Origin of the sequence: Xanthomonas nasturtii, from assembly GCF_001660815.1 — a bacterium.
GTDB lineage: Bacteria > Pseudomonadota > Gammaproteobacteria > Xanthomonadales > Xanthomonadaceae > Xanthomonas > Xanthomonas nasturtii.
The window spans coordinates 85,841-100,953 of the sequence record NZ_LYMI01000003.1; the positions used below are offsets into that span (position 1 = coordinate 85,841).

At 66.1% G+C, this 15,113-nt stretch carries 10 protein-coding genes and 3 pseudogenes; 5 read left to right on the forward strand and 8 right to left on the reverse strand.

Features of this window, described 5'->3' with window-relative positions; genetic code table 11:
• Nucleotides 1-175 precede the first annotated feature (175 nt).
• On the reverse strand, nt 176-2,485 hold the full coding sequence (locus tag A7D16_RS01725; RefSeq protein ID WP_064629259.1) for an NADP-dependent malic enzyme: 2,310 nt from the start codon (nt 2,483-2,485) through the stop codon (nt 176-178).
• A 210-nt stretch (nt 2,486-2,695) separates the two neighbouring features.
• The gene (locus A7D16_RS01730) at nt 2,696-4,042 is read right to left on the reverse strand and encodes a dicarboxylate/amino acid:cation symporter (RefSeq protein WP_064629261.1); all 1,347 of its coding nucleotides are present in this window, start codon (nt 4,040-4,042) and stop codon (nt 2,696-2,698) included.
• A 283-nt stretch (nt 4,043-4,325) separates the two neighbouring features.
• Between A7D16_RS01730 and A7D16_RS01735 the strand changes: the two genes are divergently transcribed.
• Entirely contained in the window at nt 4,326-5,498 is a 1,173-nt protein-coding gene (locus A7D16_RS01735) for an OprO/OprP family phosphate-selective porin (RefSeq protein ID WP_064629263.1), read from the forward strand.
• A gap of 222 nt (nt 5,499-5,720) precedes the next feature.
• On the forward strand, nt 5,721-8,366 hold the full coding sequence (locus tag A7D16_RS01740; protein WP_064629265.1) for a hybrid sensor histidine kinase/response regulator: 2,646 nt from the start codon (nt 5,721-5,723) through the stop codon (nt 8,364-8,366).
• A 70-nt stretch (nt 8,367-8,436) separates the two neighbouring features.
• Here the strand turns inward: A7D16_RS01740 and A7D16_RS23945 are convergent, their stop codons facing one another.
• The gene (locus tag A7D16_RS23945; protein ID WP_239686929.1) at nt 8,437-8,634 is read right to left on the reverse strand and encodes a hypothetical protein; all 198 of its coding nucleotides are present in this window, start codon (nt 8,632-8,634) and stop codon (nt 8,437-8,439) included.
• On the opposite strand from A7D16_RS23945, the gene A7D16_RS01745 reads away from it, so the two are divergent.
• Entirely contained in the window at nt 8,633-9,343 is a 711-nt protein-coding gene (locus A7D16_RS01745) for a DUF1460 domain-containing protein (protein ID WP_239686930.1), read from the forward strand. The genes A7D16_RS23945 and A7D16_RS01745 overlap by 2 nt on opposite strands.
• Nucleotides 9,344-9,516: 173 nt before the next feature.
• Here the strand turns inward: A7D16_RS01745 and A7D16_RS01750 are convergent.
• Nucleotides 9,517-10,178, reverse strand: a pseudogene (locus A7D16_RS01750) (IS3 family transposase); the annotation flags it as partial.
• A gap of 2 nt (nt 10,179-10,180) precedes the next feature.
• Here A7D16_RS01750 and A7D16_RS01755 point away from each other — a divergent pair.
• Nucleotides 10,181-10,455, forward strand: a pseudogene (locus A7D16_RS01755) (aldo/keto reductase); the annotation flags it as partial.
• A gap of 16 nt (nt 10,456-10,471) precedes the next feature.
• A pseudogene (locus A7D16_RS01760) lies at nt 10,472-10,877 on the forward strand (nuclear transport factor 2 family protein); the annotation flags it as partial.
• A 73-nt stretch (nt 10,878-10,950) separates the two neighbouring features.
• Here the strand turns inward: A7D16_RS01760 and A7D16_RS01765 are convergent.
• The 4 genes from A7D16_RS01765 to A7D16_RS01780 all read right to left on the reverse strand — a co-directional run bounded on the left by A7D16_RS01765 (nt 10,951) and on the right by A7D16_RS01780 (nt 14,988).
• Nucleotides 10,951-11,589 (reverse strand): response regulator, encoded by a 639-nt coding sequence (locus tag A7D16_RS01765; RefSeq protein ID WP_003483405.1) that lies wholly within the window; start codon nt 11,587-11,589, stop codon nt 10,951-10,953.
• Between the two features lie 270 nt (nt 11,590-11,859).
• Entirely contained in the window at nt 11,860-12,909 is a 1,050-nt protein-coding gene (locus A7D16_RS01770; protein WP_064629269.1) for an ABC transporter substrate-binding protein, read from the reverse strand.
• The gene (locus A7D16_RS01775) at nt 12,909-14,294 is read right to left on the reverse strand and encodes a sensor histidine kinase (RefSeq protein ID WP_064629271.1); all 1,386 of its coding nucleotides are present in this window, start codon (nt 14,292-14,294) and stop codon (nt 12,909-12,911) included. The genes A7D16_RS01770 and A7D16_RS01775 overlap by 1 nt, the downstream gene beginning before the upstream one ends.
• On the reverse strand, nt 14,287-14,988 hold the full coding sequence (locus A7D16_RS01780) for a response regulator transcription factor (protein WP_064629273.1): 702 nt from the start codon (nt 14,986-14,988) through the stop codon (nt 14,287-14,289). Before A7D16_RS01780 ends, A7D16_RS01775 begins: the two co-directional genes overlap by 8 nt.
• Nucleotides 14,989-15,113 lie beyond the last annotated feature (125 nt).

Sequence of the window (15,113 nt, forward strand, 5' to 3'; positions counted from 1 at the left end):
TAGGCCCCACTGCAAGGTCGGCAGGTCTGGTGAACCGTACCCTCTCCCCAACCCCTCTCCCGGGGGGAGAGGGGCTTTAAGCAGCGCAGCAACTCTTAGCCGTTATGCTTTTCGACTACCGCGGTTTTTCGGTTACTGCGCTTTTCGGCTAGTGCGCTTCTTAGCTTTTCGCTTCTTAGCTACCGCTCTTTTCGGCAGCGTTCTTCTCGGCATCGCGCTGCCGGCGGATCTGTGCGTCCACCGCCGCGATGGCGGTCATGTTCATCACGCGGCGCGAGGTGGCGCTGGTGGTGAGGATGTGCACGGGCTTGGAGATACCCATCAGGATCGGGCCGATTGCCACGCCGTCGGTGAACACGCGCACCAGGTTGTAGGCGATGTTGGCCGCTTCCAAGTTCGGCAGCACGAACAGGTTGGCACGGCCCTTGAGCGTGCTGTTGGGCATGATCTGCTTGCGCAGCGCTTCGTCCCAGGCGGTGTCGCCCTGCATTTCGCCGTCGATGTTGAGCTCGGGCTTGCGCTTGAGCAGGGCTTCGCGCACCTGGCGCATCTTCAGTGCGTCGCGCGAGTCGTGGCTACCGAAGTTGGAATGGGACAGCAGCGCGATGTTGGGTTCGATGCCGAACAATTTGAGGCGATATGCCGCCTGCAGCGTGGCTTCCACCACTTGCTCGACGGTGGGGTCTTCCTGCACATGCGTGTCCAGGAAGAAGAACACACCCAGCTGGTTGATCACACCGGTCATCGCCGAGGTGGAGCTCACCCGCGGTTCCAGCGGGATCACGCTGCGCGCGTAGCCCAGCTTCTTGTGGAAGCGGCCAACCACGCCGGACAGCATCGCATCGGCCTCGCCACGCGCCACCATCACCGCGGCGATCAGGGTCGGACGCGAGCGCATCAACTCCTTGGCGGCAGTGACGGTCACGCCGCGACGCTCGGTGAGCGCGTGGTAGTACTGCCAGTATTCGTTGAAGCGGGGGTCGTCGAGGATGTTGGTGATCTCGAAGTCCACGCCCGCGGTCAGGCGCAGGCCCATGCGTTCGATGCGCGCTTCGATCACGTCCGGGCGGCCGATCAGGATCGGGAAGGCCAGGCCTTCGTCGACCACGTTCTGCACCGCGCGCAGCACCACTTCTTCTTCGCCTTCGGCATACACCACGCGCTGCTTGTCGGCGCGGGCGCGGTCGTAGACCGGCTTCATCATCAGGCTGGTGCGGTAGACGAACTGGCTGAGCCTGTCGCGGTAGGCTTCCATGTCGGTGATCGGGCGCGTGGCCACGCCCGAATCCATCGCCGCCTGCGCAACGGCAGACGACAACTCCACCAGCAGGCGCGGGTCCAGCGGACGCGGAATCAGGTATTCCGGGCCGAAGCTCGGGGTCTCGCCGCCGTAGGCTGCGCCCAGGTCGGAGGCCTCGCGCCGCGCCATCGCCGCAATCGCCTTGACGCAGGCGATCTTCATTTCCTCGTTGATGCCGGTGGCGCCCACGTCCAGCGCGCCGCGGAACAGGTACGGGAAGCACAGCACGTTGTTGATCTGGTTCGGATAGTCCGACCGGCCGGTGCCGATGATGCAATCCGGGCGCACCGCCTTGGCCGCTTCCGGGGTGATCTCCGGGTTGGGGTTGGCCAGTGCGAAGATCACCGGCTGGCGCGCCATGCTGGCGACCATCTCCGGCTTGAGGATGCCGGCAGCCGACAGGCCCAGGAAAATGTCCGCGCCTTCGACGATCTCGGCCAGGGTGCGCTTGTCGGTGTCGCGCGCGTAACGCTGCTTGTCCGGGTCCAGGTCGGTGCGGCCGGTATGGATCACCCCGTCGCGGTCCAGCGCCAGGATGTTCTCCGGCTTCAAGCCCAGCGAGACCAGCATGTTGACGCAGGAAATACCGGCCGCGCCCATGCCGGTGGTGGCCAGCTTGACCTCTTCGATCTTCTTGCCGGTGACCACCAGCGCATTGAGCACGGCGGCGCCGACGATGATCGCGGTGCCGTGCTGGTCGTCATGGAACACCGGGATGTTCATGCGTTCGCGCAGCTTGCGCTCGACGATGAAGCATTCCGGCGCCTTGATGTCTTCCAGGTTGATGCCGCCGAAGGTCGGCTCCAGGCTGGCGATGATGTCCACCAGCTTGTCCGGGTCGTTCTCGTTGATTTCGATATCGAACACGTCGATGCCGGCGAACTTCTGGAACAGCACGCCCTTGCCTTCCATCACCGGCTTGGAGGCCAGCGGGCCGATGTTGCCCAGGCCCAGCACGGCGGTGCCGTTGGTGATGACCGCCACCAGATTGCCGCGCGCGGTGAGCTCGCTGGCCTGGGCGGGTTCTTCGACGATCGCCTCGCAGGCGAAGGCCACGCCCGGCGAATACGCCAGCGACAGATCGCGCTGGGTCAGCATCGGCTTGGTCGCGGTGACCTTGATCTTGCCGGCCGGCTGCTGGCGGTGATAGTCGAGGGCGGCCTGTTTGAAGTCGTCGGTGGACATCGGCTGTGTGGGTCTCGAAGGCGCAGGAGAGCTGAATTCTACCCTCCTGCCTGAACAAGGGCCTGTCGCGCAGCTGTCAGCGCGGCAGGGAAGTTGCATGCTGCAGCGCGGCGCGGTGCAGCCGGGGTGCAGCACAAGGCGGCTAATAAAACGTAGAACGGCCCTGCATCCCGCCGGCAAGGCCGACGGAAGACAGGGCCGTAGGAAGCGTCAGCGTGCGCTGATCGGGGCAACCACGTCGGTCGAGGCCACCGGGGCCTGCAGCGGCGGCGAGCCGCCATCCAGCACCAGCTTGAGCTGGTCGCGGTCCAGCGCATTTTCCCAGCGCGACACCACCACCGTGGCCACCGCATTGCCGATGAAGTTGGTCAGAGAGCGGCACTCGCTCATGAAGCGGTCCACGCCCAGGATCAATGCCATGCCGGCTACCGGCACATCCGGCACCACCGACAAGGTCGCCGCCAGGGTGATGAAGCCGGCGCCGGTCACGCCGGCCGCGCCCTTGGAGCTGAGCATCGCCACTGCCAGCAAGGTGATCTGCTGCCCCAGGGTCAGGTCCACGTTGGTGGCCTGGGCGATGAACAGCGCCGCCAGGGTCATGTAGATGTTGGTGCCATCCAGATTGAACGAGTAGCCGGTCGGCACCACCAGGCCCACCACCGACTTCTCGCAGCCGGCCTTTTCCATCTTTTCCATCAGCGACGGCAGCGCCGACTCCGAGGACGAGGTGCCCAGCACCAGCAGCAGCTCGGCCTTGAGGTAGCGGATCAGCTTGAGCACCGAAAAGCCGCACAACCGGCACACCAGGCCCAGGATCACCAGCACGAAGAACAGCGAGGTGATGTAAAACGAACCGACCAGCCAGGCCAGATTGACCAGCGATTCCACCCCGTATTTGCCGATGGTGAAGGCGATCGCCCCGAACGCACCGATGGGGGCGGCCTTCATCAGAATGTGCACCAGGCGGAACACCGGGGCGGTCAGCGCTTCCAGGAAGCTCAGCACCGGGCGGCCGCGCTCGCCCGCCAGGGCCAGCGCGATACCGAACAACACCGCTACGAACAGCACCTGAAGGATGTTGCCATCGACGAAAGCGCTGATCAGCGTGGCCGGGATGATGTCCATCAAAAAGCCGACCAGGCTCAGCTCGTGCGACTTCTGCACGTAGGTGTTGACCGCGCTCTGATCCAACTCGGCCGGGTTGATGTTCATGCCGGCGCCGGGCTGCACCACGTGCGCCACGACCATGCCCACGACCAATGCCAGCGTGGAGAAAAACAGGAAGTAGGTCATCGCCTTGGCGAACACCCGGCCCACCGTCTTGAGGTGGGTCATGCCGGCGATGCCGGTGACGATGGTCAGGAAGATCACCGGGGCGATGATCATCTTCACCAGCTTGATGAAGGCGTCGCCCAGCGGCTTGAGGCTTTCGGCGAAGGCCGGCTCGAAGTGGCCCAGCAGGGCACCCAGGACGATCGCCACCACCACCTGGAAATACAGCTGGCGGTAGAAGGGGACGGACGCCGGCAGGGGGCCGGCAGGCTTGCTGATGTGCATGACACCACTCCGAGGGGCGAGAGAGGGTGCCTGAGCAGGTACCCGATGCACGCATTCTGGCCGCACGTCACAGCCGTGGCCGATAGCCCATTGGTACTACCCGATGTGCACCGGCTGAACGTCGGCTTACACTTCAGCCGCGCCACCGCCGGCCGTTAATTCCGTTTAACCCGGACACCGATCCGGTGCTGTCGTCGTCCGGACCCTGCGCGCTTGCTGAAGACAGTCATTGCGACCGCCATGGCAGGACGCCCGGCCCCTTTCCTTGCCGAAGACCATTCCTATGCGCCTCAATCTGCTTGTCCTGGCGTTGGCCATTGCCATCGTCCCCGCCGCTGCCACTGCAGCCACCTCGATCGAAAACTGGCCGACCAAGGTCACCTTCGGTGACGGCACCGAGCTGGGCGTGACCGGCAACTACGCCTACGACGACAACAACTTCTCCGGCGACGACCGCCTGGAAGACCGCACCGACTTCCGCCGCAAGGAATTCGGCGCCACCATCAAGAAGAAGGGCGTCTACGATGCCATGGTGTACTTCGACTTCGAAGCCAAGCTGTGGCTGGACGTGTTCTACCGCTTCGAGACCAAGGCGCTGCTGGGCCAGGACTACGGCCGCGTGCGCCTGGGCTACATGAAGGTGCCGGTGGGTCTGGAAGCGGTGCAGAGCTCGCGCGCGGGCAGCTTCATGGAACTGGGCCTGCCGGTGCAGGCGGTGTTCCAGGGCCGCCGCACCGGCGTGGAGTGGACGCTGGAGCGCCAGCAGTACCTGCTGCAGGCCGGCGCTTACGGCGGCAAGGATCTGCAGGGCGACAATCCGGGCACCACCCAGGCCGTGCATGCCGCCTGGACCCCGTTCAAGGCCGAAGGCGACGTGCTGCACCTGGGTATCGCCGGCTCGGTGGAAAACCCGCGCGGTTTCAGCGACGGCCGCGGCGTGTCGTTCAGCCCGCGCGTGCGTCTGCGTGCCCGCCCGGAAGCCGGCCTGACCGACGTGCGTCTGATCGACACCGGCACCATCCTCGATGTGGATCACGTGATCCGTACCGGCGTGGAAGCGGTGTGGATCCATGGCCCGTTCTCGCTGCAGAGCGAAGCGCTGCGTGCCGAAGTGGCGCGTAATGCCGGCCAGCCGCACTTCATCGCCCAGGGCCAGTACGTGTACGGCACCTGGTCGCTGACCGGCGAGTCGCGCAGCTATGCCGGCGGCGTGCCGGGCAACATCAAGCCGGCGCACGACTACGGCGCAGTCGAGCTGACCGCCCGCTACAGCCGCCTGAACCTGGAAGACAACAACGTGCACGGCGGCCGCCAGCACGACACCACCATCGGCGCCAACTGGTATCTCACCAGCCACTTCAAGTTCCAGGCCAACTACAGCTGGGTGGATTCCTCGCGCAACGGCGTACATGAAACCCCGCACGTGATGGAACTGCGTGCGCAGGTGCAGTTCTAAGCAGCGCTGAGGCGCTGCAGCACGCCGGCGATTCGGTCCGGCGTGCGCTGCGGTACCTGCTTGCCTTGCGCTCGGCGCGCTGCTGCCATCGCTGAGGGCAACAGATGTTCGACACGGCCGCATTCCTGCACGGGTGCGGCCGTTGTCGTTTTTGGGCGTCTGCGCAGCGCACGGTGAGGCGATGGCTGCGCGATCCAGCGGCAGACCGCCATACTTGCAGCCATGTATGCCTCGCAACGCCGCCGCCTGCTGCTCACCCTGTCCATCGTGCTGGGCGGCATGGTCGTGGCCATGTTCGCGGCCGGGCACTTCGTCGAACAAAATGCACTGCACGACGAAAGCGCCACCGTGCGCCGGCAGCTGCGCCTCTACGCGCAGGCGCTGCAGCAGCGTATCGACCGCTATCGCACGCTGCCGCAGATTCTGGCGCTGGACCCGGAGCTGCGTGCGGCCGTATCCGGCCCGCTGTCGCCAGAGCAGGTGCAGCGGCTCAATCGCAAACTCGAACGCGCCAATAACGTCACCCAGTCGTCCACGCTGACCTTGATCAACCAAGACGGCGTGGCGCTGGCGGCCAGCAACTGGCAGGCGCCGCGCAGCAACGTCGGCGTGGATTACGCCTTCCGCCCGTATTACCAGCAGGCGCTGGCCACCGGCAGCGGCAGCTTCTACGGCATCGGCATGACCACCAGCGAGCCGGGTTATTTCCTGTCGCAGGCCATCGTCGATGCTGCCGGCCAGGTGCAGGGCGTGGTGGTGATCAAGATCGCGCTGGCCGCACTGGAACGCGAATGGCTGCAGACCCCGGACATCGTGCTGGCCTCGGACGCGCACGATGTGGTGTTTCTGGCCAGCCGGCCGGAATGGCGCTACCGCATACTGGCCCCGCTCAGCCAGCGCGATCGCCGCGAGTTGCAGAGTACGCGGCAGTACGCCGACCAGGATCTGCTGCCGCTGCGGCGCCGGCTGATCGAACGGACCGGGTATGGCGGTGTCCTGGCCGACATCCACGACCCGCCGCTCGGCGCGCAGGTGCTGTGGCAGACCCTGGAAGTACCCGAAAGCGGCTGGCGCCTGCATCTGCTGCACGACACCCGCGCCAGTGCCGCCGCCGGGCGCGCAGCGGCAATTGCCGCCGCCGGTGCATGGCTGGCGCTGGCGTTGTTGTGGTTGTTCGTGCAGCAACGGCGGCGGCTGTCGGCACTGCGCCAGCGCAGCCGGCATGAGCTGGAAACGCTGCTGCAACAACATGCCGAAGAACTGCGCACCGCGCAGGACGGCGTGGTCACCGCCGCGCAGCAGGCCAATGCCGGCCTGAGCCGCAGCCTGGAACATTTGCCGCAGGGCGTGGTGGTGATCGACGAGGCGCTCAATCTGGTGGCGTGGAATTCGCGCTATGTGGAGCTGTTCCGCTTCCCGCCGGAACTGCTCAAGATCGGCCGCCCGATCGAAGACCTGTTCCGCTTCAACGCACGCCGCGGCCTGCTCGGGCCGGGGCCGATCGAAGCGGCGATCGAACGCCGCTTGAACCATTTGCGCAGCGGCAAACCGCATATGCGCGAGAGCGAAAAAGAAGACGGCACCGTGCTGGAGATCCGCGGCAACCCGCTGCCCGATGGCGGCTTTGTCACCAGCTATGCCGACATCACCAGCTACAAGAATGCCGCACGCGAATTGCGTTCGCTGGCCGATGCACTGGAACACCGCGTAGCCGAGCGCACCCGCGACCTGGCGGCAGCCAAACGCGAGGCCGAAAGCGCCAACCGCTACAAGACCCGCTTCGTCGCCTCGGCAGTGCACGACCTGCTGCAGCCGCTCAACGCCGCGCGCATGTTCGTCTCGGTGTTGCGCGGGCAAGTGCACGAGGCTGGCAGCGCGCGCGTGGTCGACAACATCGACGGTGCGCTGGCTGCACAGGACGCCATCCTCAACAGCTTGCTCGACATCTCGCGGCTGGAAGCCGGCAGCCTGAAGACCCAGGTACGCGACTTTGCGCTGGCGCCCTTGCTGGAAACCCTGGCGCGCGAATTCGGCATCCTGGCCGAAGACCGTGGCCTGACGCTGGAATGGGTACCCACCTCGGCGGTGGTGTTGAGCGATGAAAACCTGCTGCGCCGCATCCTGCAGAACTTTCTTTCCAACGCAATCCGTTACACCCCGCGCGGACGCGTGCTGATCGGCTGCCGTCGTCGCGGCGGCTGGCTACGTATTGAAGTGCACGACCAGGGGCCCGGCATTCCCGACGCCTTGCAGCACGAAATCTTCGAAGAATTCCGCCGCCTGGACGACGGCGTGGCCAACGACCGCGGCGCGGGCCTGGGCCTGGCCATCGTCGAACGTATCGGCCGCCTGCTCGGCCACCGCATCGGGCTACGCTCCACGCTGGGGCGTGGCAGCGTATTTTCGGTGACCGTGCCGCTGGGCGAACGCGCCGCCATCGCACGGCAATTGCCAGCGCCTGCCAGCACCGCCGAACACGGCAACGACCCCATCCTGCACGGCTGCCGCGTGTGGTGCGTGGACGACGAGCCGCTGGTTTGCGAGGCCACCCGCACGCTGCTGGAGCGCTGGGAATGCCGCGTGGATTTTGCCGGCGGCCCCGACGAGGCATTGAGCGCTGCCAATGCCGACGAGGTGCCGGAATTGCTGTTGCTGGATGTACGCATGGGCGCGCATTACGGCCCCATGCTGCTGCCCCAGCTGGTGGAACGCTGGCAACGCGAACCGCGCGTGATTTTGGTCACCGCAGAGCCCGACCCTGCATTGCGCGAACATGCGCTGGATCTGGGTTGGGGATTCCTGTCCAAACCGGTGCGCCCACCTGCCCTGCGTGCCCTGGTGACGCAGATGCTGATGCGGCGCGGGTGATGCCGCGTGCCATGTGCCGAAGCACGTGGCGTCAAAGCACATGGCGTCGAAATGCTGCATTGCCTGGGTTTCAAAATTTTGGCTTTTTCACTGTGGAAATAGCGAAATAACCGTGGTTTTTCTGATGGTTGCTATGCCGGCATTTGCTGTTACCCGTTGCGATACAGATGGCCGCGCTGTTGTCTGCAGGCTGCGCGGCAAGCCTGCCCGCGCAGGCGACAACGCCTGCGGCTGGCGTGCAGCCCTCCGGGCCGATCCGTGCGGACATGAACCCCTACACCGTGCAACGCTTGGACACGGTGCTGGGCCAGGTCTCCCGGCATCGCGGCCTGAGCCCGGGACATCTGATCAAGCGCATCTCTGCACTGTTTCTCGACACGCCGTACCAGGCCAACATGCTGCAAGGCTCTGCGACCACACCGGAAAAACTGATCATCGACTTCACCGGCCTGGATTGCTTCACCTATCTGGGCTACGTCGAAGCGGCCCGCAGGGCGTCTTCGCAGCAGGATTTCGTCGATCGGCTGGTGCTGACCCGCTACGTCGATGGCATCGTCGGCTTTCCCTATCGCAAGCATTTCTTTTCGGATTGGGTGGCCCGCCCCTATGAGCTGGCCGACGACATCACCGCCTCAATCAGCCCCAACGCGGTCAGCGTGGACAAGGCGCTGAATCTGAAAGCCGATGGCAGCAACCTGCCCGGGTTGCCGGTGGTGCAGCGGACCATCACCTATATCCCGGTGGCTGCGGTGGACAGCAATGTCGTGGGTCAGCTGCGCACCGGCGACTATGTCGGCAGGTACTCGCCTGCGGACGGGCTGGATGTCAGCCATGTCGGCATCTTCAGCATGACCGACGCCGGCCCGGTGCTGCGCAACGCCTCCTCACGACCGGAAAACAACAAGGTCGTCGACTCGCCGTTCATGGAGTACGTCGCCAGAACAGCCGGCATCGTGGTCTATCGGCCCAAGCCCTGACCTCGACACGCGCGCAGAGCGCAGGCATACCTGTTGGCTTGCGCGGTTATTTCCACGGCCGTTGCAGGAGCGGGCCTGGCCGCGAGGGCTTGCCCGTCACGGCGAAGGCCCTCGCGACCAGGGTCGCTCGTACAGGAGCAAGAGCGGCTAACAAAACGCAGCGAGCGGTTGGCAGGAATGTTCCCGATCGACCCCAGCAAGCGTTTGTGGTTGTACCGACGTCCACCCAATCCAGCGTGGCCAGTTCCACATCCTGGCGGTTGCGCCACGCGCGCCGGTGGATCACCTCGGCCTTGTACAACCCGTTGATCGTCTCGGCCAGCGCGTTGTCGTAGCTATCGCCCACGCTGCCCACCGACGGCTCGATCCCGGCGTCGGCCAGCCGCTCGGTGTAGCGGATCGACACGCACTGCACGCCGCGGTCGGAGTGGTGGATCAGGCCACCCTCGGTTGGGCGCCGCGCATGCAGCGCCTGCTCCAGGGCGTCCAGCACCAAATCCGTCTGCGCGGTCGGCGAGACCTTCCAACCCACGATGCGCCGCGCGTACATGTCGATCACGAAGGCCACGTACACGAACCCGGCCCAGGTCGAAACATAGGTGAAGTCGCTGACCCACAGTCGGTTCGGCGACGGCGCATGGAACTGTCGGTTCACCTTATCCAGCGGGCACGGCCGCTTGTCGCTGATCGTGGTCTTGACCACCTTCCCGCGCACCACCCCGTGCAGGCCCGGCTCGCCCATCAGCCGCTCCACCGTGCAGCGGGCCACTTGATAGCCCTCGCGCTTGAGTTGCCGCCAGACCTTGCGCACGCCGTACACCTGTCGGTTCTCCTCCCGGTGCGGTCGCCGCTGAAGCGGGCGCTTCCCCTCGCAGGTGGCGCTGCCCTGGACCTTGCGCCACCCGGCGGTGGTCTCGCCGGTGATGGGCGCACCTACCCTGCAGCAGGCCGAAGACAACTTCGGCGCGTTGGAGATCGTGCTCAGCGACGACCAGCTTGCGCGCCTGGATAGCGTCAGCGCCTTGCCGCCGATCTTCCCCGAACGCTTTATCGGCAGGCCGATGGCGCAGCAGTTGATCTACGGCATCCATCAGCTGCAGCTGCGCAGCTGATCACCACGGCGCAACCATGACCAGACCCACAGCCATCGCGGCGGCAGCGCTGCTGGTCGCCGCAGCGTTCGCAGGCAACGCCGTTGCCATGTCGAAGGACGCTGCATCCGCACAGGCCTGTGCGGAGCAGCCGGTACACGTGTGCAACCAGCGCATTGTCGAAGCGAAGTTTGCGCAGTGGCAGGCCGGCGGCAGCGACTTCTTTCAGACGCTGCTGTCGCCCGAGGTGGTGTGGACCATCGAAGGCTCCGGCCCAAGCGCAGGCAGCTTGCGCGGCCGCGCTGCATTGATCGCCACTGCAGTCCGCCCGCTCGCTGGCCGAGCGCCTGGCCCCGCCACTGCGCCCGGTGCAACAACGCATCTGGGCCGATGGCGAGCATGTCATCGTGCAGTGGGAGGGCGTGGCCACGCTGCGCGACGGCAGGTGCACTAGCTGCGTGCGCTGTGGACCATGTGTGGTGCGGCTGCAGGCCGCAACCCGCAGCGCACGTGCAATCAACCCTCGCCTTCCGGCTCCAGCGCCTTGACCAGCACTGCCGCCTGCGTGCGGCTGTAGCAGTCGAGCTTTTTCAGGATCGCGGTGACGTGCACCTTGACGGTGTTTTCGGCCAGGCCCAGTTCGTGCGCAATCTGCTTGTTGAGTAGCCCATCGGCCAGGCTCAGCAGCACGCGGAACTGTTGCGGGGTGAGCTGGGCGAGCTTGGAGGCCAGTTGCGCGTCGGCCTCCGAGCGTTCGGCGGTCATCGGCGGGAACCAGGTGCCGCCTTCCAGCACGCTGGCCACCGCGGTGCCGATCGATTCGGCCGGGGTGGATTTGGGAATGAAACCGGCCGCGCCGAACTGCTGCGCACGCCGGATCACACGCGGATGATCGTTGGACGAGATCACCACCACCGGGATGTCCGGGTGCTCGCCACGCACATGCAGCAGCGCCGAAAAACCGCGTGCGCCCGGCATCGCCAGATCCAGCAGCACCAGTTCGGCCTGCGGGTGCGAACGCAGCATCGCGCTCAAGGTAGCGGCGCTGGAAGCTTCCACCACATTGGCCTGCGGCAGGGTCTGCTGCAGCACGTGGATCACGGCGGCGCGGAACAGCGGGTGGTCGTCGGCGACGAGAATGGTGAGATCGGCCATACACCAAGTCTGGCACATGGCCGCCGCCGCTGCCTTGCCCTAGCGCGTGCGATGTACCTTGAGGTGAGTGCGAAGCGTCCTGTGGCGCGTCGAGGCAAGGCGCGCAACGCGGTATCGGCGCGCCACAGGGCGCTTCCCGGAGGGTTGGCCGTCAGCGGCACGGAGCGCGCGCCGCGCGGCTTGCCTTGGCACAAGACAAGCCGCGCCACACAGCACCCGCTGCGCACCGCTGACGGCCAACGCACCTCATCTCAACGTGCACCACACGCCCTAGCGCGGCGGCTGCGTGCTCGCGCGCCAGGCATCCAGAAACTGACGGCGTTTGAGCTTGTCCAGGTACACCAACAGGCCGGGGCCGAGCGGGATCGGGCGGAACGGCGGCTGCGCGGAGCCGCCGCGGCCGCCGGCCGCCGGCAGGATCGGCATCAGCCGGGCCTCGCGCGAGAGCACCTGCTGGCCGCGCGGCGAGAGCAGATAGTCGAGGAACCTGCGTGCTTCCGGTGCATGCGGCGCCGTCTTGGGGATCACTGCGGTGCGCAATGCCACCAGCGTGTAGTCCTGCGGCTGCACGATGCCCAGCGGCGCGCCGGCATCGATGCGGGTCTGCGCATAGGAGCCGAGCACGTTATAGGCCAGCAGCAACTCGCCACGGCTGACGCGGTCGAGCAAGGTGCCGGTGCGCTCTTCCAGCGCCACCCGGTTGGCCCCCAGCGCTGCCAGCAGCGCACCGGCAATGCTGCCCACCTGCCCGTCCTGGGTGGCGAACAGGTAGCCCACGCCGCTGCGTTCCACATCGTAAGTGCCCACCTTGCCGCGCAGCGGTGCATCGGGCGCGCGCAACAGGGCCAGCAATTGCCGGCGGGTGCGCGGCACGCGGGCGGCATCCAGCTTGCGCGTGTTGTAGACGATGGCCACCGGCTCGTAGCTGATGCCGAACACTTCGTGCCGCCACTGCGCCCACGCCGGCAGCGCTTCGGTCTGCGCGGAACGATGCGCCAGCGCATGGCCATCGTTCACCAGCTTGGTCTGCAGATCCATGCTGGCGCTGATCAGCATGTCGGCAACCGGTGCGCCCTTGCCCGGATGCAGATAGCGCGCGTAGATGTCCCAGGCAATCACGTCTTCGTAGATCACCTCGGTGCCTGGATGCAGGCGTTGATAATCCTGGATGACTGCGCCGAACACTTCCAGATCGGTGGAGCCCTGCACGCGCAATTGCGCATGCACCGGGCCCTGCGCAGGGAAGCGCCGCACGTCGCCGGGCGCCGCACAGGCGATTCCGTGGATCAGCAGCAACACCAGCACCCACATCAGCCGCATCACGCGCTTCCTCCAGGAAAATGCAACGAAGCGATCAGCCCGCCGCCGATGCGGTTGGCCAGATCGATACGCCCGCCATGCGCTTCCACCACGCGCTTGACGATGGCCAACCCCAGCCCGGCGCCGCCGGCCGGCGCGTCGGGCCCACGCACGAACCGTTCGAACACACGTTCGGCCTCGGCGGCCGGAATGCCGGGGCCGTGATCGGCAATGGTGAGTACGTGCTGGTTGCCGTCGCTGGTGAGCGCCACCTGCAGCGGTGCACCGGCAGCGTACTTGCAGGCGTTATCGATCAGGTTTTTCAGCGCTTCGCGCAGCAGCAAGGCATCGCCACGCAGCAACGCCGGTTGCGGGTCGATGGCCAGTTGCACGCGCGGTGCGCCTTCGCTGCGCGGCAACGCTTCGTGCAAGGCCTGGTGCAACACCTCGGCCAGATCCACGGTGGCAAAGCGCTGCAGATTGGCGCGATGGATCACACTGGCATCGCTGAGCAACTGGTTGAGCAGCCGGCTCATATGGCTGGCATTGCGTTCGATCGCCACCAGGCTGCGTTGCATCTCGCGCGGGTCGTCGTCGTCCATCGCCAGCTGCGCCTGCGCGCGCAAGGCTGCCAGCGGTGTGCGCATCTGGTGCGCGGCTTCGGCCATGAATGCGCGCAAGGTTTCGTTGCTGGACGACAGCCGCGCCATGAAGCGATTGAGCGCGGTCACCATCAACTGCATTTCCTGCGGCGCCGGTACGCTGAGCGGTTTCAGCTCGGACGGTTCGCGCCGCGACAGATCACGCTCGATGCGCTGCAACGGCCGCAACGCGCGGTACACCCCCAGCCATACCAGGCCCAGCGCCAGCAGCGACAGCACGCCGATCGCCACCAGGGCGTTGAGCACCACATCGCGCGCCACCGCATCGCGCGCACGCCGGGTCTGGCCTACCTGCACGCGCACCTCGCCCTGCCCGGATGCCGATGCCACCCGGTGCATCACCACCGCAAAGCGCACCGGCTCGCCGCTGTACTGCGCATCGAACAACAACGGCCGCTCGTCGCGCGGCGAGCGCGGCGGCAGCGGCAGCGTCTCTTCGCCGGTGATCGTACGGCCCTGCGCATCGAACACGCGATAGAACACGCGGTCTTCCGGCGCCATGCCGAGCAGATCCAGCGAGGCGTAGGGCAGATCCACCTGCCAGTCGCCACCGACCAGGGCCACGCTATCGATGATCGACAAGGCCGAGGAGACCAGCAGATGATCGTAAGAGCGATTGGCCGCGCGTTCGCCGTAATCGCGTGCGGCAAAGAACAGCACCACCGCACCCAGCAGCGACAGGCTGCCCAGATACAGCAGCAAGGTGCGCCGGATCGACGGCGCCACCGTCAGCGGCTCAGCCATCGACGCCCGGCTCCACCGGCGCGTGCGGGTCGGCCTCTTCGAGCTTGTAGCCGGCGCCGCGCACGGTGACGATGCGCAATGGCGCGCTCGCCAGCTTGCGCCGCAGCCGCCCGACATATAGCTCGATCGCATTGGGCCCGGCATCGTCGTCGAAGCCAAACAGGCCGTTGCCGATCTCGTCCTTGCCGACCACATGGCCCAGCCGCCCGATCAGGATTTCCAGCAGGCGGTATTCGCGGTTGGGCAATTCGATCGGCGCGCCATCGAGCATCACCGTGTGCGCAGCGTTGTCGAACACAAATCCGCCGATCTGCACCACCTCGCTGGCCTGGCCCCGGTTGCGTCGCAGCAACACGCGGCAACGCGCCTCGAACTCACGAAAATCGAACGGCTTGCCCAGGTAATCGTCCGCGCCCACGTCCAGCGCCTGCACGCGGTCTTCGATGCCATCGCGCGCGGTGAGCATCAACACCGGCGTGGTATCGCCACGCTCGCGCATCCCCGAAAGCACGCGCAATCCATCCAGCTTGGGCAGGCCGATATCCAGCACCACCAGATCGAAACTCTGATACCGCAACACACTCGCCGCCGCCAACCCATCAGCCTGCCAATCCACCGCATGCCCGCTACGGCGCATGCGCCGCACGATGGCATCGGCGAGGTCGGCATTGTCTTCGACTAGCAGCAGGCGCATGAATGGGGAATCGGGAATCGGGAATCGGAACGGCGATAGGTCGCGGCCGGAAGGTAACAGGCCAGGCGAACAAAAGCTTCTACGCCCCAAAAATTCAGCTGCCCCAATCCCGCTCTTGCGATTCC

Excerpts from the sequence above, each read along its gene's own strand:
- A7D16_RS01725 (WP_064629259.1), bottom strand. The coding sequence starts at position 2,485 with ATGTCCACCGACGACTTCAAACAGGCCGCCCTCGACTATCACCGCCAG.
- A7D16_RS01730 (WP_064629261.1), bottom strand. The coding sequence starts at position 4,042 with ATGCACATCAGCAAGCCTGCCGGCCCCCTGCCGGCGTCCGTCCCCTTC.
- A7D16_RS01735 (WP_064629263.1), top strand. The coding sequence starts at position 4,326 with ATGCGCCTCAATCTGCTTGTCCTGGCGTTGGCCATTGCCATCGTCCCC.
- A7D16_RS01740 (WP_064629265.1), top strand. The coding sequence starts at position 5,721 with ATGTATGCCTCGCAACGCCGCCGCCTGCTGCTCACCCTGTCCATCGTG.
- A7D16_RS01745 (WP_239686930.1), top strand. The coding sequence starts at position 8,633 with ATGAACCCCTACACCGTGCAACGCTTGGACACGGTGCTGGGCCAGGTC.
- A7D16_RS23945 (WP_239686929.1), bottom strand. The coding sequence starts at position 8,634 with ATGTCCGCACGGATCGGCCCGGAGGGCTGCACGCCAGCCGCAGGCGTT.
- A7D16_RS01765 (WP_003483405.1), bottom strand. The coding sequence starts at position 11,589 with ATGGCCGATCTCACCATTCTCGTCGCCGACGACCACCCGCTGTTCCGC.
- A7D16_RS01770 (WP_064629269.1), bottom strand. The coding sequence starts at position 12,909 with ATGCGGCTGATGTGGGTGCTGGTGTTGCTGCTGATCCACGGAATCGCC.
- A7D16_RS01775 (WP_064629271.1), bottom strand. The coding sequence starts at position 14,294 with ATGGCTGAGCCGCTGACGGTGGCGCCGTCGATCCGGCGCACCTTGCTG.
- A7D16_RS01780 (WP_064629273.1), bottom strand. The coding sequence starts at position 14,988 with ATGCGCCTGCTGCTAGTCGAAGACAATGCCGACCTCGCCGATGCCATC.